Origin of the sequence: Kribbella sp. NPDC051586 (assembly GCF_044453965.1) — a bacterium.
Classification (GTDB): domain Bacteria; phylum Actinomycetota; class Actinomycetes; order Propionibacteriales; family Kribbellaceae; genus Kribbella.
Genome location: NZ_JBITDF010000003.1, coordinates 705,472 through 730,033, shown reverse-complemented (window position 1 = coordinate 730,033; position 24,562 = coordinate 705,472). Strand labels below are relative to the sequence as shown.

Here is a 24,562-nt window from a genome sequence, read left to right as displayed (position 1 = left end):
TCTCTTCCTGTTCTTGAGCTTCGTCAGAGGAAGGCTGAGAGGAGGAGGGTCATTCCGAGCCCGATCACGGAGATCAGCGTCTCCATGACCGACCAGGTCTTGATGGTCTCGCCGACCGTCATCCCGAAGTACTCCTTGACGAGCCAGAAGCCGGCGTCGTTGACGTGGGAGAAGAACAGGGAACCGGCCCCGATGGCGAGGATGACCAGAGCGATGTCAGTGGCGTTCTCACCGGTGGCGAGCGGTGCGACGATACCGGCGGCCGTGACGGTGGCGACCGTTGCGGAGCCGGTGGCGAGCCGGATGAGTACGGCGACGATCCAGCCGAGGAGGAGTGCGGACAGGTTTGCGGCGATCGCGATCTTGGCGATCGCCGTACCCGTCCCGCCGTCGACGAGGACCTGCTTGAACCCACCGCCCGCGCCGACGATCAGCATCACACCGGAGATCGGGAGCAGACTCGTGCCGATCTTCCTGCTCAGCACCGGCATGCTGAAGCCGATCGACGTACCGAACGTGTACATCGCCAGCAGTACGGCGAACAGCAGCGCGAACACCGGATCACCGATGAACTGCAGGACCGGATAGAGCGCGGCGTCCTTGCTCATCCAGACATCCGACGCGGCCTTGAGCAGCATCAGTACGACGGGGCTCAGCACCGTCACGATCGTCCAGGTGAAACTCGGGGTCCCGGTCCGCCGGCCGTCCGCGGCAGCGGACGTCTCGACGCGCCTCTCCGTGGAGACTTCAACGCCACCCGGTGATGCCGGCGCGTTGCCGTCGACATCGTCGACGTGCCCGCCGCCCGACACCTCGAGCGCGGCACCGGCCGCCCCGATCGGCACCCACCGGGCAGCAACCCGTCCGAACACCGGCCCCGCGATGATGACAGCCGGGATCGCCACCAGCAGCCCCAGCGCCAGGGTGATGCCCACGTTCCCGTGCAGTACGCCGATCGCAGCCAGCGGTCCGGGGTGTGGCGGCACGAAACCGTGCAACACCGACAGACCCGCGAGCGCGGGGATACCGAGCAGCATCGCCCGTGCACCCGTCCGCCGGATCGCCAGCACGACGACCGGAACGAGCAGCACCAACCCGATCTCGAAGAACATCGGGATACCGATGATCGCGGCGATCAACGCCATCTTCCACGGCAGTACGGACGGTTTGCCGCGCAGCAGGGTGTCGACGACCTGATCGGCGCCGCCGGAGTCGGCCAGCAGCTTCCCGACCATGGCGCCGAGCGCGATCAGCACCCCGACGTACCCGAGGACGCTGCCGACGCCGTTCTCGTAGGACTTGGTGACGGCGCCCGCGTCGATCCCGGAGGCCAGCCCGACGAACAGCGCCCCGATCGTCAGCGCCAGGAACGCATGCACCTTGAACGCCACGATCAGCGCCACGATGATCCCGATCCCGATCACGGCGACGATCAGCACCCGTGTGTCGTGCCCGTTCCACGGCGCGTTCACATCGGCGTTCGCCGCCAGGGGAACCGCGGTGACTGCATCGGTGAGACCCATTGCTTCACGCTCCTCGAGACCGGCCCCCTTCCGCAGTCTCCCACCGCGCCCCCGCCCAAACCCCTCAACGGCGCGCCGCCCGGCTCAAGGCAAGGCCCGACGTCGCCGCCACAGCCGGGCCACGCGTTCTCAGGGTTCGGTCGACGGTGGCGGGACCTGGAGTACCTCCACGATGCTGATGCCCAGCATGTCGAGGTGGTTCACGATGCCGGCCAGCGCCGCCTGGTCGTCCAGGTACCCGTGAAGGACGGTCTGCGCAGGCTCCGTATCAGCTGTCATCGAAGGGAATGCGTCGGTCAGGTCGCGCGACAAGGTCCCCTTCACCCGAATGACGTAGTGACCCATAGGACGCCCCTTTCACGGCCCCTCTGCTCTCGACTCTGCTGCTCCCGTAGGCAACTCGGCTCCCCCGGATCGGGGGATGGTGGTCGTGCGTCCGGTCAGCAGGCTGGGAGACGTGGCCGAGACCTCTCCTCCGGCAGTGCCGACCCCACCAGTTGCTCGGCGCAAGATCCCGAGGCCGGTGGTGCTGCTCGTCCGGCTCGTCCTCATCGCGGTGGTGGCGTGGCTGCTGCTGCGGCTGCTGCGCGGGGTGGACTGGGGCGAGGTCGGCTACGCCCTCACCCATCTCAGTGCGTGGCAGATCGCCGTACTGCTGGTCGTGATCGTGATCCGCCGAGCGATCCTGGCCGCTCCGCTCGCCCTGCTGATCGCCGGTCTCAGCTACCTGAAGGCGATGATCAGCGATGTCGCCGCGGCCGCCGTGGCCACGATCGCGCCGTCCCCGGGCGACGTCGTACTGCGCCTTGCCATGTTGCGCTCCTGGGGAATCGACACCACCGACGCCGCATCGGGCCTGACGCTCAGCACGACCCTCTTCTACGTCGCCCGTCTGGCGGCCCCGCTCTTCGGCTTCCTGATCTTCTGGGCGGCGCGCGACTTCTACGCCCCGTTCGCCTGGTCGGGGCTGCTGTTCGGCGCCGGAGCCTTCGTACTGCTCGGTGGCCTGGTCTACGCGCTCCGGGCCGGGCGTACGGCGGCGACGATCGGCCGCCTGCTCGGACGACTGATCCAGCGCGTCCGCCCCTCCGGACCGGGACCGGCCGTCTGGGAGGAGCGACTCGTCTCGTTCCAGTCGCACAGCGCGGGACGGATGCAGCAGCGCGGGTGGCTCGCGATGCTGAGCCAGGTGCTGCTGATCGTCGTCGAGGCCGGGGTTCTCGTACTGTGCCTGGGATTCGTCGGGGTGAACCTGGACGGACAGACGGTGCTCGTCATGTTCTGCAGCTTCATGGTCCTCTACCCGCTGACCGGGCTGCCGCTGATGGGCGCCGGAGTATTCGACGCGACCTACGCGGCCTTCGTGTCCAACCACAGCACCGTCGAGGCGACCGACCTCGTGGCGGGACTGGTTGTCTGGCGGGTCGCCGTCCAGTTCCTGCCGGTCGTCGTAGGGCTGATCACGATCGCCGTGTGGCGGCGGTTCACCTGAACCGGGTGACCCGGACGGCAACCGTGGACGGACACCCTGGACGCATGAAGGTGCCCAGGACGCTGGTCTTCGCCCTAACCAGCGCCCTGTTCCTTGGGCTCGCCCAGCCGGCCGCCGCGGCGGACTCCCCGGACGACGTCGCGGCGCACGCACTCGCCGACCGCTACTCCCCCGTCGTCAGACTGCAGAAACTCGGCACGAACTGCGACCGCGGCGAGCAGTTCCAGCCCACCGACGTCAACGTCGTACTGGGTGATCAGCAGGTCGCCCTGCGCGGTCCGTGGCGGCCGCCCGATCTCGTCAAGACCCAGCCGGAGGCCACGGACCTCGGCCGCGGGTACCCGGGCCACTTCCTCGACTTCCCCGGCGACCCGTTGCGCCCCGGCTGCGACTACGCCGAGTGGTCCGCGCGCATCAACAGCACGCATCCGGCGACCGTCTACGCCCACGTCGTCCAGGACCCGGCGTACCCCGGCAAGCTCTCCTTGGAGTACTGGTTCTTCTACATCTTCAACGACTACAACAACACGCACGAAGGCGACTGGGAGTCCGTCGCGCTCATCTTCGATGCGCCGACGCCGGCGGCCGCCCTGACCACGAAGCCGACGGCTATCGGCTACAGCCAGCACGGTGGCGCCGAGCGGGCGCGATGGGGTGACAGCAAGCTCGAGATCGTCGACGGCACCCATCCGGTCGTCTATCCGGCGGCTGGTTCACACGCCAACAAGTACGGTCAGCGCCTCTACCTCGGCCGCGGATCCGAGGGCCTCGGCTGTGACGACACGACCAGGCCGGCGACCGAGCTCCGGCCCGACGTCGCCTACGTTCCGATGGCGCAGGCCGACTATCTGAAGCAGTACCCCTGGCTCGCGTTCCAAGGCCGGTGGGGCGAGCGGCAACGATCCTTCTTCGACGGACCGACCGGACCCAACGAGAAGACGTCCTGGCTGTACCCGATCCAGGATGCCGAGGCGACGTGGCGCGACGACAGCACGACGGTGCCCGCGGGCCAGGTGCTCGGACCGAGCGGAACAGGCGTCTTCTGTACGGCGGTCGGCACCGGATCGAACCTGCTCCGCGAGACCCTCGACCGGATCTGGTTGCTCGGCCTGATCCTTGCGGCGCTCGTCGCACTGATCTGGTTCGCCGCCAGCCGGACCCGCTGGAGTGACGCCACACCGTTGCCGGCCCGCAGGCGGCGCGCGTGGGGCCAGACGGTGGTGTCCGCGCTCAGGTTGCTCCGCGCACGTCCCGGCCTGTTCGGAGCATTCGCCGCCACCTTCGTCGTACTGGGCCTGGCCACCCTCGGACTGGCCGAACTGCAGGCCGCGCGGCGCGATTCGCCGACCGATCTGGGCGCTCCGACCGAGAACGCGACCGGCCTCTGGGCGTCCCTGCTCGCGCTGGCGATCACCATCCTGACCGCCGCGACGTACGTCGCCCTCCTCGCCGCCGTCACGTCGACGCTCGACCGGCTGGACCGCGACGTCCCGGTATCAGCTGCCTTCACCTGGCACGACATTCGGTCGCGCGCCCGTCCGCTGGCCGCGGTGGCGGTGCGGTACTTCGTGGTCATCGCCGTACTGACACTCATCGTCGCGACGATCCCGGTGGCCATCTACTACGCGGCCAGCCGCGCGTTCGCCATACCGGCGGTGATGGCCGAGCAGGTCTCCGCGAGTACGGCGCTGAAACGCAGCCGGCTCCTGGTGAAGCGGCGATGGTGGCGGACCGCCGGGCCGCTCGCGATCATCGTCGGGCTCGGACTGTCGGTCGGACCGATCGCCGGGATCGTCCTGCTGCTCGCAACGGACCTGCGGCCGGCGCTGATCAACGTGGTGTCGTCCCTGCTGTTCGCGGTGGCCATGCCACTCGTCGCGGCCGCCGTCGTCTACCTGTACTTCGACCGCACGGCGACCCACCAGGAGTCGCCCGGATCAGGTGACCTCGCGGAGCCGGACCTTACCTATTCTCGGCAAGGGAGGTCGTGATGTCCCAGGCTGACGACGGACCGCAACAGCCCGCGACCAGCCGCGGGCCGGCTCGGCTCCTCATCATCGCTGTCGCGGAGGGTGTGATCGTCGCTGCCCTCGTCGCCACGCTGATCATCGTGAGCATCCGCCGCAGCGGCGACACCGCGAACGCGTCATCGGGCGGCGGCGGATCCGGTACGGCGATGTGTGCGGCGATCCCGGTCGCGAACCAGGTCCTGCCGTCGGTCGTCACGATCTCGGCGAGTAGCGGAGCCGCGGCCGGCACCGGATCGGGACAGGTGTTCCGCGACGGCGGCTACATCCTCACCAACGACCACGTCGTCTCACCTGCGGCGGCCGGCGGCGCCGTATCCGTCATGTACAGCGACGGTCACAGCTCCGCCGCGACCATCGTCGGACGGGATCCCAGCACCGATCTCGCCGTACTGAAGGCCGCCGACGAGGCGAAGGGCTATCCCGTCATCGCTCTGGGCTCGTCCGCCGACCTCCAGGTCGGCCAGCCCGTCGTCGCCCTCGGCGCTCCGCTCGGCCTCGCGAGCACAGTGACGTCGGGCATCGTCAGCGCGCTCGACCGGTACGTACCGGTGCCCGGCGAAGCCGTCACGCACCACCTGATCGGCGCCATCCAGACCGATGCCGCCATCAACCCCGGAAACAGCGGTGGCGCGCTGGTCGATTGCGCCGGCAAGCTCGTCGGAGTGAATGCCGCGATCGCCACCGTCCCGAACGCCTCGGGCGTGAGCGGCGGCGGAAGCGTCGGTCTCGGCTTCGCGATCCCGATCGATCTCGCGAATCCGATCGCCGACGAGCTGATCCGGACCGGCAAGCCAGGACACCCCACCACCGGACTGCAGGTCCAGGAGATCCCACCGGCCCTCGCCCAGGCGTCCGGCTCTCCGAGCGGCCTCTTCGTCCTCGCGGCTGCCGGACCGGGTGCGGAGGCCGGCCTGAAAGCAGGCGACATCATCACCAAGGTCGACGGCCAACCCGCCGTCAGCAGCGAGCAGATCGTGGTCGCGACCCTGACGCGCAAGATCGGCGACACGATCGAGCTGACCTACGTACGAGCGGGCGCCTCGGCCACTGCGAAACTCACGCTCGCCGCCCCCTAGGACGCCGGCGGAACGGGCTGCGAGGCAAGCAGATCGAGACCGAGCTGCCGGGCCAGGAACTCCGCGGCCAGCTGACCCTGCACGCTGTTCCCGGCCCCGTCCAGGCGTGGTCCGAACGTGCCCAGCGCACCCTTGCCGGGCGAGACCGTCACGATGCCGCCCCCGATCCCGCTCTTGCCCGGTACGCCGACATCGAGCAGCCAGTCGCCCGACGTCTCGTACAGACCCGCGATCGCCATCACCACCAGCGTTACCCGGGCGACGTCCGCGTCGACCACGCGCTCCTGGGTGACCGGGCAGACCCCTCCGTCGGCGAGCGTCGCACCCATCACCGCAAGGTCGGTCGCCGCGACGCTCAGGCAGCTCTGCCTGGTGTAGAGCTCAGTCGCGTCGGCCGGATCACCGGCCAGGCCGCCGACACTCTTCAGCAGCGCCGCCAGTGCACGGTTGCGGTGGTTCGTGGCCAATGCCGAGGTCAGCACGTCCTGGTCCAGGTCCAGCTGCCGGCCCGCGAAGCGCGACAGCCCGTCGATGAGGAACTGCCAGCGGTCCTCCAGCGAACTGCCCGGAGTCAGACTGGTCGTCGCGATCGCGCCGGGATTCACCATCGGGTTCGTCCGGCCGGCGGGCGACTGCTCGACGGCCTGTAGGGAGTTGAAGGGCAGACCGGTCGCGTTGACCCCGACCAGCTCGCGGATGGTCCCGACACCGACCGCCTGGCACATCAGGGCGAAGACGAACGGCTTCGCGACGCTCATGATCGTGAACGGCCGGCGCGTGTCGCCCGCCTCGAAGATCCGGCCGTCGGTCGCGGCCACGCAGACGCCGAACGTGTCCGGATCGACCTGGGCCAACGCCGGATACACCTCCGACACCGCTCCCCCGCCGACGCCGTGGAACCGTTCGTACGTCACCCTGACCAGGTCGGCGACCGTCGATCCGTCGGGCAGGCCACCGGTCGAGACGTACCTGCTCGCGGACACGTCAGAACGACCAGACGAGCGGGACGATGATGATTGCCGTCAGCAACCACCACGCCATCACGACCAGCCCCAGCTTCCAGTAGTCCCCGAACCGGTAGCCCGCGGGGCTCATGATCATCATGTTCGCGGGCGTGGAGATCGGCGTCAGCAACGAGGCCGCGCCGGCGACGGCGATCAGCATCAGCACGGGCTTGACGTTCGTGCCGGTACCCTCGGCCGCCGCCACCGCGATCGGCGCCACGATCAGCACCGTCGCGGTGTTGCTGACCATCTGTCCCAGGGCGGCGGTGACCAGGAAGAGGGCCAGCAGCAACAAGTACGGCCGGCCCGGCCCGATCGCGTCGACGATCAGGTCGGCGATCCGGTCCGCGCCGCCACTGGCCTGGATCGCGCCGGACAGCGGGATCAGGGCGCCGATCAGGATGACGATCTGCCAGGAGATCGCTCGGTACGCCTGACTCGGCCCGACCACTCGCGTCAGCACCATCGCCGTCGCCGCCAGCAGGCCGGCCATCGCGGGCGGCACCGCGCCGGTCGCGAGCAGTACGACCATCGCCGCCAGGATCGCGACGGCGATCGAGGCCTTCGGTCCCCACGGCACCGCCTGCCGCCGGACCAGCTCCGGCGAGTCGACCAGCAGGATGTCCCGGTCCCGGTTGAGCTCGTCGAGCGTCTCCCACGGGCCGTGCACGAGCAACGCGTCGCCCTCGGCCAACTGGGTGTGCCGGTTGCCGCGGTCCTTGCCCATCCGCTGTACGGCGATGATCACCAGGTCATGACCGCGATGCATCCCCGGGAACACCGTCTCGCCGACGAGCGCCGACCGCGGCGGGATCACCGCCTCGACCACACCGGAATCGCGGGTCAGCAGATCGTCGACCGGCGCCATGCTCACCGCGAGCCTCAGGTCGGCGGTCAGAACGCTCACCTGCTCCGAGGGCCCGGTCACCACCAGCACGTCGCCGACGTCGATGGCCGCGTCCGTCCGGTTGTGGCCGTGCCCGTCCTGCACGCCGACGATCGACACCCCGGGGTACGGCGTGAGGTCGATGTCGCGCACGCTCTGTCCGAGGGACGGCGAGTACTCACGCACCTGCAAGCGGTAGAAGCCGTCCCGCAAGGCATAGTGAACGTCGAGCGTCCGGGCATGGACGGCGAGGTCCGCGGCCGGATGCGCGGGCCGGGTCGCGGGCAGCAGTTTGGGACCGAGCAGCACCGCGATCGCGATCGTGCCGATCACCAGCGGCACGCCGACGACCGCGAAGGCGAAGAACGGGAACGGGCCGGCGCCGGCATCGTTCGCGGCCTCCGAGACGATGATGTTCACCGGCGTACCGGTCAGCATCAGCAGCGAGCCGGCGCTGCCCGCGAACGTGAGCGGCATCAGCATCCGCGACGGCGGTTCCCCGATCCGGATCGCGAGCATGACCACCAGCGGGAGCAGCGCCGCGACGGCGCCGTTCAGCGTGATCAGGGCCGACAACACCGCGCACAACGCGGTCACGGCGATCAACAGCCGGCTCCGCGTGGTCCCGGCGTACCGGACGATGGCCTGGCCGGCCCAGGCGGTCACGCCGGTCGAGTCGACTCCCTCGCTCACCACGAACAGCGTGGCGATGAAGATCACCACCGGGTCGCCGAAGCCCGCGAGTACGTCGGTGAACCCCAGCACGCCCGTCGCCCACAAGGCCAGGGCGACGAGCACCGCGACAACGTCGACGGGCAGCCGGTTCCACACGAACAGTACGACGGCCAGCCCGAGGATGATCAGGCTGAGTGTGCCATCATCCATGTCCGGGCCCTAGCCGAGGTGAACCGGAGCCGACGGGCCCCACGGAATCCCGATCAGGTACCAAACGATGTAGAACAACGTCCACGTGACCAGCACGATGCCGGTGTACGGCAGCATCATCGACACCACGGTGCCCATGCCGGCCTTCTTCCGGTACCGCTGGCACACGAGCACGATGAACGGCGGTACACCATCAGCGGCGTGATCACGTTGGCCGGACCGTCGCCGACCCGGTACGCCGCGATCACGGTCTGCGGCGCGATGCCGAGCCGGTAGAACAGCGGGATGAAGATCGGCGCCAGGATCGCCCACTTCGGGATCACGCCCGGCATGATCAGGTCGATGACGAAGACCAGCAGGATGAAGCCGATCAGCAACGGCAGCGCCCCGATGTCGGCGCGCTCGAGCAGGTCTGCCAGGCCGGTCGCGGCCAGCTTCGACATGTTCGAGTAGTTGAAGTAGGCAATGAACTGCGCGATCAGCAGCATCAGGAAGATCAGCCCGCCGAGACCGTTGAACGTCTTCACGATCGCGTTGATCACGTTCGTGCTGCCGGTCAGCGACTTGGCGCCCTGCCCGTAACCCAGGCCGGCGGCCAGGAACAGTATCGAGATGATGAACAGCAGGCTGCTCATGAACGGCGAGGACCCGAAGATCTCGCCGGTGTCCGGGTTGCGCAGCGGGGCGTTCGGGATGAAGGTCAGCGCCGACACGATCACGACCGCGACGAGCAGGTAGTAGACCGACCACCGCAGGCCGCGGGACTCCAGCTTCATCTCCTCCTCGGTCGGCTGGTGGTCGACCGGCGCGTCGGACGGCGCCTCGGACGGGTCGTACTTGCCCAGCCGCGGCTCGAGGAGGCGTTCGGTGATGAAGGTCATCACCGCGGCGCAGAACAGGGTCGCGGCGATGCTGAAGTAGAAGTTGTGCGTGACGTTCAGGTGGACGTCCGGCGAGACCAGCTTGATCGTCTCGTTGGTGACCTCGGTGATGATGCCGTCGGCCGGGGTGATCAGGATGTTCACGAAGAAGGCCGCGCTGACCCCGGCGTACGCCGCCGCGATGCCGGCCAGCGGATGTCGCCCGAGCGAGGCGAACGCGGCCGCGCCGAGGGGTATCAGGACCAGGTAGCCCGCATCCGACGCGACGCTCGAGATACCGCCGAGCAGCACGATGATGAACGTGATCGCCCCCTTCGGCGCGACTTTCACCATCTTCCGGATGAGCGCGGCGATCAGCCCCGCTTCCTCGGCGACGCCGACCCCGATCATCGCGACCAGGATCACCGCGACCACGCCGAAGTCGTTGAAGTTCTGCACCGCCGTGGTGAAGATGAACCGGATGCCGTCGCCGGTCAGCAGGCTCTCGGCGGTGATGGTCTCGTGCTTGATTGTGTAGTCCGGGATCGCCGGCGCCGGTGGTGCATCGTTGCCGGCGACACTGGTCCCGCCCTCGTACTCGGGTGCGACCTGGACCGTGGCCGGCTCGGCGACCTCGGTGGTCACGCTCGTCCCGGCCCAGGACAGGATCGCCGACAGGGCTATCACCAGGACGATCAGCGCCAGGAAGATCAGCGCCGGGTGCGGGACCTTGTTGCCGACCCGCTCGATGCCGTCCAGGACGCGCTGCATGCCGCCCTTCTTGACGGGCTTGTCGTCCGGGACCGCCTTCGCGTTCATGCCACGCCGTCCTTCGGTGCGGCGAACCTGAGCGCGAACTCGATCAGCAGCTTGGTGCCGAAGCCGGACGCGCCTTTGTTCCGCCAGGTCCGCGGCGCCGGCAGTTGCGCCGTCCCCGCGATGTCGACGTGGGCCCACGGTTTGCCGTCGACGAACTCCTCGAGGAAGAGGCCGGCGGTGATCGAGCCGGCGTTGATCCCGCCCATGTTGGTCAGGTCGGCGATCGTCGAGTCGAGCTGCGACCGGTACGACCGGTGCAGCGGCAGCTCCCAGACCGGCTCGTCGACCGCGTCACCGGCCTGGCGCAGTTGCTCGACCACGGCCGGGCTGTTGCCCATCACGCCCGCGATCTCGACACCGAACGTCCGCAGGCAGGCGCCGGTCAGCGTCGCGATGTCGACGATCGCGTCGACGGGTTCCTCGGTCGCCAGCGCGAGCGCGTCGGCCATCACCAGACGCCCTTCGGCGTCGGTGTTGAGGACCTCGACCGTGGTGCCGTTGCGCATCGTCAGCACGTCGCCGAGCTTCATGGCCGATCCGGACGGCATGTTGTCGGTACACATCAGGTAGCCGGTCACCGCCGCCGTACAGCCGAGGTCGCGCAGTGCCGTCATCGATGCGAGTACGGCGGCCGCGCCGGTCATGTCGTTCTTCATCTGCGCGTGCGACTCGTCGCTCGGCTTCAGGCTGATCCCGCCCGAGTCGTACATGATCCCCTTGCCGATCAGCGCGATCCGGCCGCTCGGCTCGGCGGGCTGGTAGCGCAGGCGGATCATCCGGGGCGGCTCCACGCTGCCCCGGTTGACGCCGAGGAGTCCGCCGCAGCCCATCTCGATCAGCTGGTCCTTGTCGAACACCTCGACCTCGAGGCCGGCCGCCGTACCGACCTCGACGGCGACCTCGGCCATCCGTACTGCGGACAGGGTCGTCGCCGGGCAGTTCGCCAGATCGCGGCCCAGACTGCACGCCGCCGCGACGATCCGGCCGCGCTCGACACCGGTCTCGGCCGCCGCTGTGTCCTCGTCGGAGGCAACGATCAGCAGGGATTCCAGCGTCGGCTGGTCGGCGTCGCGGCCGACGAAGTACCGCCAGCGCGCGAGCAGGACGCCTTCGGTGACGGCCTGCGCGAAGTCGGCGACGGAGACCCCGAGGTCCGCCGAGTCCCCGGCCGCCACCTCGATCGCGAGCTTGCGGTGCCACGGAACGGCGCGCGCGAACTCGGCCGCCAGGTCACGAACCAGCGTGGGGTCGGTCTCGCCCCGGTCGCCGATCCCGACCGCGACCCGGACGGGACCGTCCGCGCGCGGAAGGACCAGCGTCTGGCCGCGCCTGCCGGTGAAGCCGGCCGACCCGAGCCCGGCCAGGTCGGTCCCCAACTCCTCCGGGGGTTCGACACCTGCGGCCGCGGCGGCGACCGGTACGGCGAGCGCATCGGCCTCGTCCGTGGCCTGCTTCAGCGAGACGACGGCGACCCGTACCTGGTACCGGGTCGAAGGAATCGGATCGAAGTCGCGCGGGATCGTGTTCACGAATCCTCCTCGGCGGAGCGGTCAGCTCTGAAGGGCCTGGACGAGCTCGTCCTCGCGCTCCTTCGACAGGTTGGTCTGGATGACCGTCGGACTGAACGGCTTGAGCGCGTCGACGACGCGGTCGACAGTCGCGGACCGGGCCAGCAGGAACACCGCCGCGTGGCCGTCCTGCAGTTCCTGGCCGACGTGCTTGATCAGGTCGTCGTTGATGCCGACGTCGGTGAGCTTGCCGGCCACCGCGCCGGAGGCCGCGCCGACGGCGAAGCCGGCGATCGGGTTGAGGAAGATGAGCCCGATCAGCGTGCCCCACAGCGCGCCGCTCGCGGCGCCGGCACCGGTCAGGTTCACGGTCTGCTGGATCCGGACCTTGCCCTTCTCGTCCTTGTAGGCGTACGCCGCGTCCTCACGCTGCAACAACTGCTGTTTGGCCAGATCTTCGGTCAGCTGGATGACACGCTCGGCGTCTTCGCGGCTGTCCAGACCGAGCACCACCAGATGGGTCATGCGAACTCCTCGATGGCAGGCGCGACCCTGTGAGCACTCCGGCCGCGGTGGACGCCTCATCCCATCAACCGGGACCGCCACCGACCTCCTCCGATTAGGGTGAAGCCCCGTCACCACCGTCCTGGCCGCCTTCGTGTCGTGCGAGGAACGCGGACAGCGGACCCGGCAGCTCCGCGGGTCGCTCGCCCCAGTCGTAGACGACGGCGGTACCGGCGATCAGATCGTGCAGCGCCCGGTGCTCGCGCTGGAACACGATCAGGACGAACCCCAGCCCGGCCAGTACGACGCTGAACACGAATCCGGCCACCCACCGCAACGCCTGCCCCGGATGGATCGTGCCGCCGTCGGAGCGCACGACCCGGAGTCCGACGATGCCCTGTCCGGGCATACGCCCGGCGACCGCGAGGAAGCCGAACGCGTAGCAGAACGCGAGTACGCCGAGCGCGATCGACGCCGGCAGCGCGCGACGGACCGACAGGCCCCAGAAGGACGTGGTGAGCAGGTTGACGCCGGCCAGGCCGATCGTGAAGGTCGTCGCGATGATCAACACGTCCAGTGCGGTGGCGGTCGCTCGGCTCACGACACCGGCGTACTCACCGGTGACTGTTCGGGATCGCCGCGCGGGCTCTCTACGCAGCAGGCGGGTGACGCCGCGGTTGAGGACGGCGTCGAGTCCGGCGAGCTGTCTGCGGCCCAGGTCGACGACCGATCCCGCCAGCCGGGCCTGGCTCTCGACGACCACCTCGGGCAGACCGGATCGCCGTACGAGGCTCTCGACGTCCACACGCTCGAGCAATCGATCGACATCGATGCGGTCGATCAGCCGGTCCACGTCGATCCGGTCCATCAGCTGGTTCAGGTCGATCCGGGCCAGCAGCCGATCGAGGTCGACGCGGTCGAGCAGGGCGTCCAGGTCGACATGGGACAGCACCACGTCCGGTTGGACGGTTTCGACGACCTTTCCGGCGAACCGTCCCATCACCCGCTCCAGGTGACCCACGGCTACAGGAGACCGACGGTACGGGCGGTCCGCAGGGCAGCGGATCGCTTGTCCACGCCGAGCTTGCGGTACAGCGAGATCAGGTGTGTCTTGACCGTGTTCTCGGTGATGAACAGCGCCTGGGCAACCTCGGCGTACGAGCTCCCGAGCGCAAGCTGGTCGAGCACCTCGGCCTCGCGGGCGGTCAGGCGGATCCGGGCGCCGTTCACCACCGCGTCGAGCCGGCGCGGCGGCGGCGTGTGCACGTCCGGGCGCGACCGCGCCAGCGGGGTCATCCCACCGGCGTGGCTCCAGCCGGCCTGGTAGTCGGACAGCTTCTCCAGCGCGGCCGCCGCGAACGGGTGCGGGTTCGGTCCGGTCACATGCCGGCGCAACCGGTCGAGGAAGGCGGGTTCGCCGCCGGCCGAGGTCAGCACCTGCAGCATGCGTTGCGGCGTGACGCGGTTCAGGGTGTCGACCAGCGCGGCTTCGGCGGCCGGCTCGTCGCCGGCCCGGTCCAGCAGGACGGTCCGGAACGAGGCAGCGGCCGAGGCCAGCGGCGGGTAGATGTCCGGGCGGTCGAGACTGGCATCGATCAGCTTCAGCGCGGTGTGGACATCCTCCTGGACCATCGACGTCATGGCCCGGATCAGGTCGGCCTCGATCGCGTTGCCGGTGCGTTCGAGCACCGCCAGCTGCGTGTCGACCGTGGGCTTGTCGCCGAGCAACGTCGCCAGCCAGGACCGCAGCAACGCCAGATCCCGCGAGAGGTACGACGGCAGCGGGCCGGCCGCCACCGGGTCGCTGGTCAGCTCGGTCAACGCCTCCCCCAGACGACCTCGCTCGACCAGGAGGACCGTTCGCAACATCGCCCGCAGTCCCGCGACCACCGTGTCGGAGCCGGCCACCTCGGCGGCCGTCACCTGTTGAAGGTACTGATACGCCGCGTCCAGCTCCAGTTCGCTCACGGCCGCGAATCCCAGCACCACCTGGGCGCGCACGGCGTACTCCGGTGCCAGTGCGGCTCCTCCGCCGGCGTCCAAGGCGGCCTGGGCCGATCGGGCCGCGTTCTGGTCCTGGCCGCGGACGTGCTGCACGACGGCCCGATGCGCGAGGCCGCCGGCGGTGAGCTGGCTATGACCCGCCATCCGGGCGGTCACAAGGGCCTCGTCCAGATGGCTGAGAGCCGCGTCGAGCTCATCGGCCCACGTCTCCGCGGCCGCGAGTTCGATCAGCAACCAGGCAAGCCTCCCAGGACCCAGCACCGCGCGGGTCAGCAGCGACCTGGCCTGTTCGATCGCCGCGTGCACGTCATGCCACCCGTAGCGCGACTCCCACAACCGCAAGAGGACGGCGTCCGCGGCGAGCGCGTCAACCTCAGGTCCTGCCTCCATCACTGTCTCATCGGCCGAGGCGGCATCCTGAACGGCACCGGCCACGTCGCCAGTCACACGCCGCAGCAGTCCGCGGACGCCGAACAGGTGTGGATGCTGCTCGACGTACCCACCTGGGAGTGCGTCGAAGGCTGCCTCGATCAGCTGCGCCTCACCCGCCGCGAGCAGCGCCGGTCCATGGCCGAGGAGGATCCGATCGACCAGCTCGGCGTCGTCGGCGTCCAACGCGCTGCGCAAGGCGGTCTCGCTGTCCCCGCGGCTCTCGTAGTACAGGGCGGAGCGGTGCTGGGCGGTGACGGCCAACTGCCGGTCCTCGGCGCTGGTCGCGATCCGCCGACGAAGCAGCTCCACCAGCAGCGGGTGGTAGCGGTAGAGCGGGTTGCTCACGCTGCCATTCAGTGTGTCGTCGGCGTACGCCGTCACCAGCAGTCCGCTGCCGGCCAGATCCTCGAGCATCGACGCGGCCTCGGCGTCCCCACTCAGTACGGCGGCCAGTTGTCCGGTCAGCGCCGAAGTACCGAAGGTGCTCAGGAGCATCGCCAGCACCCGCTCGTCGAGGGTGTTCAGCGTCTCGCCGAGCAGCAGGTCGAGCACCGGCCGCTGGTTGGCCAGCGGCCACACGACGTCGCCCGAAGCCTGCAGCGTTCGGGCCGCGAGTACGAGCGCGGCGGCCCAGCCGGCCGTCTTCTCCTGGACCAGCGAGATGTCGTCGGCGGTCGCGTTCCCGGCGTGCGCCTGCACGAGCTCGGTCGCCTCGGCGTCGTTGAAGCGCAGGTCCCGCGACCGCAGCGTCAGCGCCATCCCCCTGACCTCGAGCTCCGACACCGGAACCGGCAGGTCGTACCGGGTGGCGAGCAACAGCCGGACCGCGTGCGGGGACTGCTGCAGAACACGTGCCAGCGCGCTGACGGTTGTGGCGGGCAACAGGTGCGCGTCGTCGACGACGATCGGGTCCAGCATCGGCGAATCCTCGGAGCCGTCCACCCGCTCGAGGAACCCCTGCAGCGGGCCGGGAGTCTGCCCGGGCACCCAGACCACTGGCTGCCCCGAGCGCCGCCGGCGCGTCACCCAGTCCGACAGCAGCACCGTCTTGCCGGTGCCGGCCGGTGCGATCACCATGGTCAGCGGCGAGCGGACGCCCAGATCGAGCGCGGAATGGAGTCGCTCACGCGTGACCAGCGTGAGTGGCGGCCGCGGAGTCTTGCCGTCCGTCGACTGCCGGAACGCGTCGCGCTCTCGATCGAGCCCCACGCGCGTCACCCCTCCCCTGGGCGGCGTGCTCTCTAGGTGTCGCTAGGTCGCTTCCCCACTCCTTATCAGCTTCGAAAATCGAGACTAACCGGTTCGCGCCGATTGCGGCAGAGTTCGAGCCTGTTCGAGCCCGTTCGAGCGTCGCGCACGCGTCACTAGCGCCGGCGGATCCGGGGCACCTTGGCCCCGATCCAGACGGCGACCACGACGAGCAGGCCGATGCCGACCAGCCATCCCCACAGGCCCTCGGAGACCGGGCCGAGCCGCCCGAGACCGAATCCGCCCGGGTCGTCGGCGTGCTGCAGGGCGACGATGTAGGCGATGATCGCGCGCTTGTCCTCGGGGAGCAGGACGCTGTCGGAGAACACCGGCATCTGCTGCGGGCCGGTGAGCATCGCCTGGTACATGTTCCGCGGCGTCGTCGCCATCAGCGACGGCGCGTAGCGACCGTTCGGAAGCGCTCCGCCGCGGCCGGCGAAGTTGTGGCACGCCGTGCAGTTGGTCCGGAACAGCTCGCCGCCGCGGACGATCTCCGACTGGGTCGCCTTGCTCACGTCGTACTCGTCCGTCGCCGGGATCGCGGGCCCCGGAGCGAGCGAGGCGACGTACGCCGCCAGCTCCGCGATCTCCTGCTCGGTGTAGACCGGCGTCTTCTGCGGTACCTGCGCATTGGTCTGGGCGGCGGGCATCCGTCCGGTGCTGACCTGGAAGTCGACCGCGGCCGCGCCGACGCCGATGAGCGAGGGTCCGGCGATCCGGCCCTGGCCGTTGGTACCGCCCTCGGCGTGCATGCCGTGACAGCTCGAGCAGCCGACCGCGAACAGCCGCCGGCCCGCGTCGATCTGATCGGACTGGGGCCCGTCCGCACCCGCCGCGCCGTTCGGCACCAGTACGGCGTACCCGAGGCCGACCGTGACCAGCGCGGCGCCGATCACCAGTGTCTTCGCGAACCTCCGTCGACGCACCGGATCAGCAGACCGTGCCCCGGACCGGTTGTGATCCCCCGATTCGGGTGAAGTTCCCCTCTGCTGCTCAGCGCGAGTCACGCTTCGCCTGCCGGCGCGCTCCCATCGCGCGGGTCGACGCGTCCTTCTTCAGTCCGCCGGTTGTCTTCGTCGCCCGCGGCCTGGTCACCGTTGCGGACTTCGGCTCGGAGGTGGGCGTCGCCGGCGCGGCCCCCTTCGCGGCGCGGGCCGCCGCCAGCCGCTCCGCGCGCAACTGCATCGACGCACGGTTGGCGACGACAGCGACCTCACGGCTCACCTTCGCCAGCACCGACTCGAACAGCTCGGCCTTGTCGCGGTCGCGCTGGTTCCTGGGATAGGACATCCCGCGGCCCCCGACGCCGGCAACCGCGGCGCTCGCCGCGCGCCGGTAGTTCTTCACGTACTTCGTGCGAGCGCGCCGGATCCGCTGATGCAGGTCCAGCAGTTCGTCTTCGTCCAGGCCTTTCAGCGCGTCCCGCTCGGTCTCCGCGACCAGCAGGCGCTCGGCATCTGTCAACGAGTTCAGCAAGCCTTGGTTCATCAGACTCTCCTTAGCCGCCTTTCGAGAGTACGGACATTTGTACAAGACCGACACCCTGCCGGGCGCGCATCGTGAACGACATGAGCGAGAACGACGTCAAGCGGTCGCACGGGGTGTACGTGGTCCACAGTGGCTCGCGGCAAGCGTCTCCGGTGCTGCTCATCCACGGCTCCGGGGCGTCCGGTGCGTGCTGGGCGCCGATGGTGCCGGCGCTGGCCCGCACGCATCACGTCGTCACGATCGACCTGCCCGGACTGGGGCAGTCGGCTCCGGTGACGTCGTACGACATCCCGGCGCAGGCCGCCCGGGTAGCGGCGATGATCGATGCCCTCGAGGTCGGGCCGATGATCGTGGTCGGGCACTCGAGTGGTGGGTACGTCGCCACGTCGCTCGCGGAGCAGCGCCCCGAACTGGTGCAGGCCATGACCCTGATCAGCGCCGGTCCCAGGATGGAAGCGCTCCTTCCGCAACCGGCGCTCATTCGGGCCCTGTCCGGCCCGCCCCTCGGTCGCCTCACCTGGGCGCTGCGCTCGGACAACCTGATCCGCAAGGGGATCAACGCGACCTGCGCCACGAAGGTGGATCTCCCCGACGACCTCATCGCCGACCTGCGGGACCTGCCGTACCGCGACTTCGTCGAAGTGCTGCGCTGCAACGGCGAATACATCACCGAGCGGAGCGTCCCGGAGCGGCTCGCCAAGCTCGACGTACGACTCCTGGTCATCTTCGGCGCCGCCGACCCGCGCTGGGATCCGGCGTCGGCCCAGGACTACGCCGTCGTACCGGGCGCGCGGATCGAGATCCTGCCGGGGATCGGTCACATCGCACCCCTGGAAGCGCCGGCCGCCACGGCACGGCTCCTGCTGGAGTTCGCGGCCTAGCATCGAGACATGCGCTTGACCGTGGCGCCGCCTGATTGGGCCCAGGTGGACATCGCCGTACCCCGCTCGACGGCGCTGCCTGGCGTGAGCATGGCCGGCTTCCGGCACCGGGCGCCGGCGTTCGTGGACATCGCGATGGTCGCGCACCCGTCGGTCACGTTGATCGTCGACCTCAGCGACGACGAGGGCATCATCCACGGCGCGCCCGGACGGAGCGAGAGGGGCAGCGCGTTCATCGGGCTGGCCCCCGGCGAGGTGCACGCGGCCGGGACGCTCGGCGAGTGCCTACAGGTCCGGCTCTCACCGGTCGTCGCCGCCCGGGCGTTCGGGCCGGCGGCGGAGCTCACCGGGACGGTGGCCTCGTTCGCGGACGTGTGGGGTCGTGGCGCCGGCCGCTTCGAGGACAGGTTGCGTGCTGCGCCGTCGTGGGACGAGCGGTTCGCCGTCGTGGTCGAGGTCATCGGTCAACGGCTTGACCGGTCGGTCGATGCGGAGGTCGCGCACAGCTGGCAACGGATGCTGGCCAGTCGCGGACGACTGCGCATCGACGGCGCGGACGGCATCGCGGGCGAGGTCGGTTGGAGCCGCAAACGCCTGTGGGCGCGCTTCCGGTCCCAGCTCGGCATCAGCCCCAAACGAGCCGCGCAACTCGTGCGCTTCGACCACGCCGCCCATCTCCTCGCAGCGGGCCGAGCGGTCGCTGCCGTCGCCGCCGAGAGCGGGTACGTCGACCAGTCCCACCTGCATCGCGAAGTCACCGCGTTCGCCGGTGCGACGCCGGCCGCCGTCGCCGCTGCTCCGTGGCTCGCGATCGACGACATCGCCTGGCCTGTCACGCCACGGAGGTAGTCCTGCCCGGCGGCTACTGTCGGGGGCATGGACCAACTCGTGGTGGATGCGCCGATCGTTGCTGTCACTGTCTATCCGGGCCGCGCGCGGGTGACGCGGCGCGGGCAGATCACGGTTCCCGCCGGGGACCGAACGGTGTACGTCGAACCGCTGCCGTTGTCCCTTGAGGAGGACTCCGTGCGGGTCGCCGGACGTGGACCCGCGACCGTGCTCGGCGTGGACGTGGCGACGCAGCATCACCCCCACGCACCGGACGAGACCGTTGCTGCCCTGGAGCAGGCGCGGCTCGATGCGCAGGACGAGGTCGCGCAGCTCGCCGACGCCGATGACGTGCAGGCGCAGCTCGACACGTTCCTCGCGCAGCTGGCCCGCCGCGCCGGCAACAGCTTCGCGCGCACGCTGGCCTCCGGCGAGACGGGTGCCGAGTTGGGCGGGTTCACCGAGTCGCTCACCGACCGCCTCTCCGCCGTACGGGCGAAGCGGCGCGAGCTCGCCGCCCAACGACGCGAAGCCGAGAAGCGCCTCGCGGCCGCGGACCGTCGGCTCGCCGCGATCACCCAGCAGCGCACTCCCGACCGGCGTAGCGCCGCGATCGCGCTGGCGCTGGAGATCGAGGCCGAGGTGGAGATCGAGCTCTCGTACGTCGTACCGGCCGCGACCTGGACCAGCTCGTACGACGTCCGGCTGACCGGCGATCGGCTCACGCTGAACTGGTACGGCCTGATCACCCAGCACACCGACGAGGACTGGCCGGAGTGCGACCTCACGCTGTCGACGGCCCGGCCCACCGTCACCGCGAAGGTCCCCGAGCTCGACCCGTGGTACCTCGACCGCTTCCACCCGCCGATGCCGATGCCGCAGGCGCCCGGGGGTGGTGTCTCGCTCGGCCTGCAAGCGGCCGACTCGCGCATGGAGCGCCGCGAGAAGGCCGCGTTCGCCGCGGCGCCGGCGTTCGACGTCGTCGAGGCGACCGTCGAGCAGGGCATGACCGCCGCGAGCTACACGCCGCCGCGGCCCGTCGCCGTACCCGGGGACGGAGCCACGCACCGCGCGACGATCGCCTCGATCGACCTCGCGACCGAGCTGGACTACATCACCGCGCCGGTCCGCTCCACCGACGTACACCTGCGAGCGACCGTGGTGAACTCGTCCGAGCACACGCTGCCCGCGGGCAAGGCCGCCGTCTTCCACGAGGCGGAGTTCGTCGGCTCGGCCGCGCTGCCGCTCTGGGCGCCCGGTGAGGACGTCGAGCTCGCCCTCGGCCTGGACGACCGCATCCGCGTCGAGCGCAAACTGGTACGCCGGGAAGCCAGCAAGGCGACGCTCGGATCGACCCGCCGGCGCCAGGTCGAGTACGAGACCAAGATCGAGAACCACACCCCGCGCAACGCGCGGATCACCGTCCTCGACCAGCTCCCGGTGGCCCGCGACCACGAGATCACCGTGAAGCCGCTCAGCGCCGAGCCGGAGCCGGCCGAGACCACCGACCTCGGCGTCATCACCTGGAAGCTCGACCTGGCCGCCGGTAAGGAGGCGAGCATCACGCTCGCGTTCCGCGTCGACACCGCCAAGTCCGTCGACCTCACCGGCTGGCGCGAGTAGGCGCTCAGGTGATTTCGAGGTTCGCCATCATGCCCATGTCCTCGTGCTCGGCGATGTGGCAGTGGAACAGGTACCGCCCGCGATAGCCCTCGAAGCGGGTGATGAGCTCGGCCGACTCGCCGGGCCGCAGCGACACGGTGTCCTTGAGGCCCCCGTCCTGCGGCAACGGCGGGCCGCCGCCGCGCGACAGCACCCGGAAGCCGACCAGGTGCAGATGGACGGGATGGTGAACGTCGGCGACCAGCCGCCAGATCTCCACGTCCCCGAGCCGAGTGGTCACATCCGTGCGGCCCGGGTCGAACGGCTTGCCTCCGATCAACCAGCCGTGCCCGTCGCCCATCCGCCCGGCACGGAACGAGAAGTCCCGCACCCGGACCGCCTCGGACCGATCCCATCGCGGCAGGTCCGACGACAGTACGGCGGGGATCCGGCTCGTGTCGGCGGCCTTCCGTACGACGTTGAACGCCAGCACGTCCCGCGTGCGACCGGAACCCAGCCGGTTCACGATCCTGACCCGACTCCCCACCGGGAGGCGCGCGAAGTCGACGATCACGTCGTACCGCTCGGCCGGTGCGATCGGCAGGTTCCGATGAACGACCGGTGTGTGGAGCGGGCCCTGATCGGCGCCGATCTGGACGAGGTCGAGACGGCGGCCGTCGTCGAGCACCGCTTCGAGGTCGTAGTGCCTGGCGTTCGACGCGTTGAGGATGCGCAGCCGGTACCGCGCCGCGTCGACCTCATGAACCGGCCACGGTGCGCCGTTCACCAGGATCACGTCGCCGAGGACGCCCGCGACGTACGGCTCGCGCACGCCCGGCTGCTCGCGCAACGTCGGGTCGAGCGCCGGGTACGCGAGTGATCCGTCGGCGGCGAACGCGCGGTCCGTGATCATCAGCGGCACTTCGCGCGGACCCGCCGGAAGGCCGAGCGACTCCTCCGCGTCGTCCCGCACCACGTGCATCCCGGCGAGACCGCGCCAGATCGCCGGCGCGGTGAAGTCCATCCGGTGATCGTGGTACCACAGCAACGTCGGCCGCTGGTCGAGCGGGAACGTGTACTCCCGCGTCACCTCGGTCGTCATCGCCCGCGGATCGTGCATGTGGTGATCGTGCTGCCATCCAGCCGGCACGACGAGATCGGTCGGGTACCCGTCGAACGCCGCCGGGGTCCGTCCCCCGTGCAGGTGCACGACGGTCGGCACCGGCAACTCGTTGCGGTGGGCAACTGTGATCGACCGGCCCCGCCACGACTCGATCGTCGGCCCCGGGAACGTCCCGCCGTACGTCCACAAACCGGTCCGGACGCCCGGCAGGATCTCCGCGCTCACCTCCCGCTGGACGAGCTCGTACCGATCGAAGCCGTCCGCGGTGCTGACCGGCGCCAGCACGGACGGGATGGGCAACGGCACGCTGAATGCCGCCGGCAACGGTACGGCGCTGCGCAGTTCGGCGCCCGTCAGCGCCGGGCGGCGCGACAATGCGGCCGCGGTCGACAGGCCACCAGCTGCCACCACTCCCAGCGCTCCCCCGATGCCCAGCACCTGGCGCCGGCTCAGTTCACGCATGCTCGACCTCCCGACGTACCAGCGGCTGCCTCCAGATGGCGATGAACAGCACGACGACCGCGGCCACCGTCAACACCCCCAGCGGGATGTGCAGCCACAGCGCGCCGTCCATGCCGGCGAAGTACTGCACCGTCTCGCCCGCGACCACCGCGAGCGACGCGACGAACGGCCACACCTGACGCAGCCGCACCCAGACCACCACCGCCGCGATCACCTGCAGATAGCCGATCGACGTCGCGACATCCGCGCCGGCCGCGTGCAGTCGCAGCCCGTCGAAGTCGCCACTCAGATAGACACCGGCGAATACCGGCTGGCCGAAGATCGCCACCAGGTGCGCGCTGACGACGCCCCGCAGCACCCATCCGCTGACCATTCGGACACCTCCTCTCACCCACGTTCTCGATCAGCTGCGACACTATGATTCGAGAGTTATGAGAGTCCAAGACCAATATCGCTATCTCGTTATGATCGAGGAGGCATGATGGATCTGAACATGCTCCGGCAGTTCGTCGTGGTCGCCCGCCTCGAACACCTCAGCCGCGCGGCCGAGGAGCTCCACCTGGCCCAGCCGTCGTTGAGCCGCACCATCGCCCGCCTCGAGCACGAACTCGGTACGCCGCTGTTCGACCGGGCCAACCGGCTCCGCCTCAACCCCGCGGGCGTTCTGTTCCGCGGGTACGCCGAACGCGCGCTCGGCGAGCTCGACGCCGGCCGGCGGGCCGTGGCCGAGGCAACCGAGCAGGGATCGGGATCGGTGCGGCTGGCGGCGGAGACGTTCCTCGCTCTGACCGAACCGATCGCCGCCTTCAAACGCGACCATCCGAGCGTGGAGATCGAGCTCCAGCAGATGTCGGCCGAGGAGATGCCGCGCCGGTTGCGGGCCCAGGACATCGACTTCTGCGTCGCCTCCCAACCGGTCCCCGGCGCCGGACTGGAATCAGCCATGCTGCTCGACGAGGCCGTTCTGGTGGTGACCGCGCTCGGCCACCCGTTCGCGGGCCGCGACTCGGTGAGTGTCGGGGACCTGGCCGACGAGCCGTTCGTGATCGCCCGCAAAGGCCACTGGCAACGCCGTCTGCTCGACCGGCTGTTCGCCGACACCGGGCAGACTCCGCGGATCGTGTGCGAGAGCGACGAGGCGGCAGCCATCCAGGAACTGATCCGCACCGGCCTCGGCATCGGCTTCAACCCGGACTTCGCGCGACGCTCGGTGCCGGACTACCCGGTCGCCGCGATCGCCGTCGACCACCCGGAATGCCGCCGCACACTCTCGCTGCTGTGGAGCGCGGAAGCCCAGCTCTCCCCCGCCGCCGAGCTGATGCGCACCGCGATCACCACCTGGGACTGGGAGTCAGAGCGAGCCTGACAGCCAGGCCCGGGCGACCTCGAACTTCTTCTCCAACCGGATCCGCACGGCATCGGCGACGACCTGTTCGATGCCCTTGCCCACCATCGGCACCGAGGCGGTGACCTGCAGATCGAAGGCCTGGGTCGTCCCCCGGCCGGCCGGCACGATCCGGGTCGTGCCGCTCACCTTCACCGGCACGCCGGTCACCCCGCCGTCGACATCGGCCTCGCGCGCACCGTTGACGTCGGGACGGTGCCACACCTTGTTCTGGGCGAGTTCCAGCGTGGTCCCGACGAACCGCCGGGCGACGACGGGTACGTCGGCCGCCTGCGTCTGCCAATGGAACCGCACCGCAAGATCATCACCGTTGCCACCGGCATCCCCCACCACGACGTCGTACGACTGCACCCGCAACCGCTCGAACACCTGCTCCTGGAACGTGATGTCCGTGATCATCGCGAAGACTTCCTCCGGAGAGGCGTCATAGGTCGTGGCGAGTGACAGATCCATGCGCCAATCTTGCCCTGACCCTCACTTCCCGGTCACGGGCGCTGCAGGT

The 24,562-nt window shown here is 69.8% G+C and carries 22 protein-coding genes; 7 read left to right on the top strand and 15 right to left on the bottom strand.

Annotated features, from left to right (window positions below; all coding sequences use genetic code 11):
- Positions 1-23 precede the first annotated feature (23 nt).
- Positions 24-1,523 carry a gluconate transporter gene (locus ACIA58_RS22255; protein ID WP_396405650.1) on the bottom strand — a complete coding sequence of 500 codons (1,500 nt, stop codon included), beginning with the start codon at positions 1,521-1,523 and terminating at the stop codon, positions 24-26.
- Between the two features lie 129 nt (positions 1,524-1,652).
- The gene (locus ACIA58_RS22250; protein WP_396405649.1) at positions 1,653-1,802 is read right to left on the bottom strand and encodes a hypothetical protein; all 150 of its coding nucleotides are present in this window, start codon (positions 1,800-1,802) and stop codon (positions 1,653-1,655) included.
- Positions 1,803-1,980: 178 nt separating this feature from the next.
- On the opposite strand from ACIA58_RS22250, the gene ACIA58_RS22245 reads away from it, so the two are divergent.
- From ACIA58_RS22245 to ACIA58_RS22235, 3 genes are read left to right on the top strand one after another with little or no spacing between them, the layout of a single operon-like run.
- Positions 1,981-3,015 carry a lysylphosphatidylglycerol synthase domain-containing protein gene (locus tag ACIA58_RS22245; RefSeq protein WP_396405648.1) on the top strand — a complete coding sequence of 345 codons (1,035 nt, stop codon included), beginning with the start codon at positions 1,981-1,983 and terminating at the stop codon, positions 3,013-3,015.
- 44 nt (positions 3,016-3,059) lie between these two features.
- Positions 3,060-5,006: a hypothetical protein gene (locus ACIA58_RS22240; protein ID WP_396405647.1), complete on the top strand. Its 1,947-nt coding sequence runs from the start codon at positions 3,060-3,062 to the stop codon at positions 5,004-5,006.
- Entirely contained in the window at positions 5,006-6,121 is a 1,116-nt protein-coding gene (locus tag ACIA58_RS22235; RefSeq protein ID WP_396405646.1) for a S1C family serine protease, read from the top strand. The genes ACIA58_RS22240 and ACIA58_RS22235 overlap by 1 nt, the downstream gene beginning before the upstream one ends.
- Here the strand turns inward: ACIA58_RS22235 and glsA are convergent.
- The 10 genes from glsA to ACIA58_RS22185 all read right to left on the bottom strand — a co-directional run bounded on the left by glsA (position 6,118) and on the right by ACIA58_RS22185 (position 17,759).
- The gene (gene glsA / locus ACIA58_RS22230; RefSeq protein WP_396405645.1) at positions 6,118-7,104 is read right to left on the bottom strand and encodes a glutaminase A; all 987 of its coding nucleotides are present in this window, start codon (positions 7,102-7,104) and stop codon (positions 6,118-6,120) included. The two genes, ACIA58_RS22235 and glsA, sit on opposite strands and share 4 nt — an antisense overlap.
- Position 7,105: 1 nt before the next feature.
- Positions 7,106-8,896, bottom strand: coding sequence for an SLC13 family permease (locus ACIA58_RS22225; RefSeq protein ID WP_396405644.1), 1,791 nt, complete (start codon positions 8,894-8,896; stop codon positions 7,106-7,108).
- 9 nt (positions 8,897-8,905) lie between these two features.
- The gene (locus ACIA58_RS22220; protein WP_396405643.1) at positions 8,906-9,034 is read right to left on the bottom strand and encodes an AbgT family transporter; all 129 of its coding nucleotides are present in this window, start codon (positions 9,032-9,034) and stop codon (positions 8,906-8,908) included.
- Positions 9,013-10,575: an AbgT family transporter gene (locus ACIA58_RS22215; RefSeq protein ID WP_396405642.1), complete on the bottom strand. Its 1,563-nt coding sequence runs from the start codon at positions 10,573-10,575 to the stop codon at positions 9,013-9,015. The genes ACIA58_RS22220 and ACIA58_RS22215 overlap by 22 nt, the downstream gene beginning before the upstream one ends.
- Positions 10,572-12,104, bottom strand: a complete 1,533-nt coding sequence (locus ACIA58_RS22210; protein WP_396405641.1) for a leucyl aminopeptidase family protein — start codon at positions 12,102-12,104, stop codon at positions 10,572-10,574. The genes ACIA58_RS22215 and ACIA58_RS22210 overlap by 4 nt, the downstream gene beginning before the upstream one ends.
- A 21-nt stretch (positions 12,105-12,125) precedes the next feature.
- A complete protein-coding gene (locus ACIA58_RS22205) occupies positions 12,126-12,608 on the bottom strand; it encodes a DUF1269 domain-containing protein (protein ID WP_396405640.1) in 483 nt (160 codons plus the stop codon).
- 94 nt (positions 12,609-12,702) lie between these two features.
- Entirely contained in the window at positions 12,703-13,587 is an 885-nt protein-coding gene (locus tag ACIA58_RS22200) for an RDD family protein (protein ID WP_396405639.1), read from the bottom strand.
- Between the two features lie 23 nt (positions 13,588-13,610).
- Positions 13,611-16,232 (bottom strand): LuxR C-terminal-related transcriptional regulator, encoded by a 2,622-nt coding sequence (locus ACIA58_RS22195; protein ID WP_396405638.1) that lies wholly within the window; start codon positions 16,230-16,232, stop codon positions 13,611-13,613.
- 155 nt (positions 16,233-16,387) lie between these two features.
- Positions 16,388-17,197, bottom strand: a complete 810-nt coding sequence (locus ACIA58_RS22190) for a c-type cytochrome (protein ID WP_396405637.1) — start codon at positions 17,195-17,197, stop codon at positions 16,388-16,390.
- A 67-nt stretch (positions 17,198-17,264) separates the two neighbouring features.
- Positions 17,265-17,759: a hypothetical protein gene (locus ACIA58_RS22185; protein WP_396405636.1), complete on the bottom strand. Its 495-nt coding sequence runs from the start codon at positions 17,757-17,759 to the stop codon at positions 17,265-17,267.
- Positions 17,760-17,839: 80 nt separating this feature from the next.
- On the opposite strand from ACIA58_RS22185, the gene ACIA58_RS22180 reads away from it, so the two are divergent.
- The 3 genes from ACIA58_RS22180 to ACIA58_RS22170 are packed head-to-tail and all read left to right on the top strand — an operon-like array spanning position 17,840 to position 21,091.
- Positions 17,840-18,640: an alpha/beta fold hydrolase gene (locus tag ACIA58_RS22180; protein WP_396405635.1), complete on the top strand. Its 801-nt coding sequence runs from the start codon at positions 17,840-17,842 to the stop codon at positions 18,638-18,640.
- 9 nt (positions 18,641-18,649) lie between these two features.
- Positions 18,650-19,489, top strand: coding sequence for a helix-turn-helix domain-containing protein (locus ACIA58_RS22175; RefSeq protein ID WP_396405634.1), 840 nt, complete (start codon positions 18,650-18,652; stop codon positions 19,487-19,489).
- A gap of 27 nt (positions 19,490-19,516) precedes the next feature.
- Positions 19,517-21,091 carry a DUF4139 domain-containing protein gene (locus ACIA58_RS22170; RefSeq protein WP_396405633.1) on the top strand — a complete coding sequence of 525 codons (1,575 nt, stop codon included), beginning with the start codon at positions 19,517-19,519 and terminating at the stop codon, positions 21,089-21,091.
- A 4-nt stretch (positions 21,092-21,095) separates the two neighbouring features.
- Here ACIA58_RS22170 and ACIA58_RS22165 read toward each other — a convergent pair whose 3' ends face one another.
- Entirely contained in the window at positions 21,096-22,655 is a 1,560-nt protein-coding gene (locus ACIA58_RS22165; protein ID WP_396405632.1) for a multicopper oxidase family protein, read from the bottom strand.
- Positions 22,648-23,028 carry a hypothetical protein gene (locus ACIA58_RS22160; RefSeq protein WP_396405631.1) on the bottom strand — a complete coding sequence of 127 codons (381 nt, stop codon included), beginning with the start codon at positions 23,026-23,028 and terminating at the stop codon, positions 22,648-22,650. The genes ACIA58_RS22165 and ACIA58_RS22160 overlap by 8 nt, the downstream gene beginning before the upstream one ends.
- 105 nt (positions 23,029-23,133) lie before the next feature.
- Here ACIA58_RS22160 and ACIA58_RS22155 point away from each other — a divergent pair, with 105 nt between their 5' ends.
- The gene (locus tag ACIA58_RS22155; RefSeq protein ID WP_396405630.1) at positions 23,134-24,021 is read left to right on the top strand and encodes a LysR family transcriptional regulator; all 888 of its coding nucleotides are present in this window, start codon (positions 23,134-23,136) and stop codon (positions 24,019-24,021) included.
- Here ACIA58_RS22155 and ACIA58_RS22150 read toward each other — a convergent pair.
- On the bottom strand, positions 24,007-24,513 hold the full coding sequence (locus tag ACIA58_RS22150; RefSeq protein WP_396405629.1) for a DUF2505 domain-containing protein: 507 nt from the start codon (positions 24,511-24,513) through the stop codon (positions 24,007-24,009). The genes ACIA58_RS22155 and ACIA58_RS22150 overlap by 15 nt on opposite strands.
- Positions 24,514-24,562: the final 49 nt, after the last annotated feature.

Coding starts and splice junctions, on each gene's coding strand:
- ACIA58_RS22255 (WP_396405650.1), bottom strand. CDS start 1,523: ATGGGTCTCACCGATGCAGTCACCGCGGTTCCCCTGGCGGCGAACGCC.
- ACIA58_RS22250 (WP_396405649.1), bottom strand. CDS start 1,802: ATGACAGCTGATACGGAGCCTGCGCAGACCGTCCTTCACGGGTACCTG.
- ACIA58_RS22240 (WP_396405647.1), top strand. CDS start 3,060: ATGAAGGTGCCCAGGACGCTGGTCTTCGCCCTAACCAGCGCCCTGTTC.
- ACIA58_RS22235 (WP_396405646.1), top strand. CDS start 5,006: ATGTCCCAGGCTGACGACGGACCGCAACAGCCCGCGACCAGCCGCGGG.
- ACIA58_RS22225 (WP_396405644.1), bottom strand. CDS start 8,896: ATGGATGATGGCACACTCAGCCTGATCATCCTCGGGCTGGCCGTCGTA.
- ACIA58_RS22220 (WP_396405643.1), bottom strand. CDS start 9,034: ATGGGCACCGTGGTGTCGATGATGCTGCCGTACACCGGCATCGTGCTG.
- ACIA58_RS22215 (WP_396405642.1), bottom strand. CDS start 10,575: ATGAACGCGAAGGCGGTCCCGGACGACAAGCCCGTCAAGAAGGGCGGC.
- ACIA58_RS22205 (WP_396405640.1), bottom strand. CDS start 12,608: ATGACCCATCTGGTGGTGCTCGGTCTGGACAGCCGCGAAGACGCCGAG.
- ACIA58_RS22200 (WP_396405639.1), bottom strand. CDS start 13,587: ATGGGACGGTTCGCCGGAAAGGTCGTCGAAACCGTCCAACCGGACGTG.
- ACIA58_RS22185 (WP_396405636.1), bottom strand. CDS start 17,759: ATGAACCAAGGCTTGCTGAACTCGTTGACAGATGCCGAGCGCCTGCTG.
- ACIA58_RS22180 (WP_396405635.1), top strand. CDS start 17,840: ATGAGCGAGAACGACGTCAAGCGGTCGCACGGGGTGTACGTGGTCCAC.
- ACIA58_RS22175 (WP_396405634.1), top strand. CDS start 18,650: ATGCGCTTGACCGTGGCGCCGCCTGATTGGGCCCAGGTGGACATCGCC.
- ACIA58_RS22170 (WP_396405633.1), top strand. CDS start 19,517: ATGGACCAACTCGTGGTGGATGCGCCGATCGTTGCTGTCACTGTCTAT.
- ACIA58_RS22165 (WP_396405632.1), bottom strand. CDS start 22,655: ATGCGTGAACTGAGCCGGCGCCAGGTGCTGGGCATCGGGGGAGCGCTG.
- ACIA58_RS22160 (WP_396405631.1), bottom strand. CDS start 23,028: ATGGTCAGCGGATGGGTGCTGCGGGGCGTCGTCAGCGCGCACCTGGTG.
- ACIA58_RS22155 (WP_396405630.1), top strand. CDS start 23,134: ATGATGGATCTGAACATGCTCCGGCAGTTCGTCGTGGTCGCCCGCCTC.
- ACIA58_RS22150 (WP_396405629.1), bottom strand. CDS start 24,513: ATGGATCTGTCACTCGCCACGACCTATGACGCCTCTCCGGAGGAAGTC.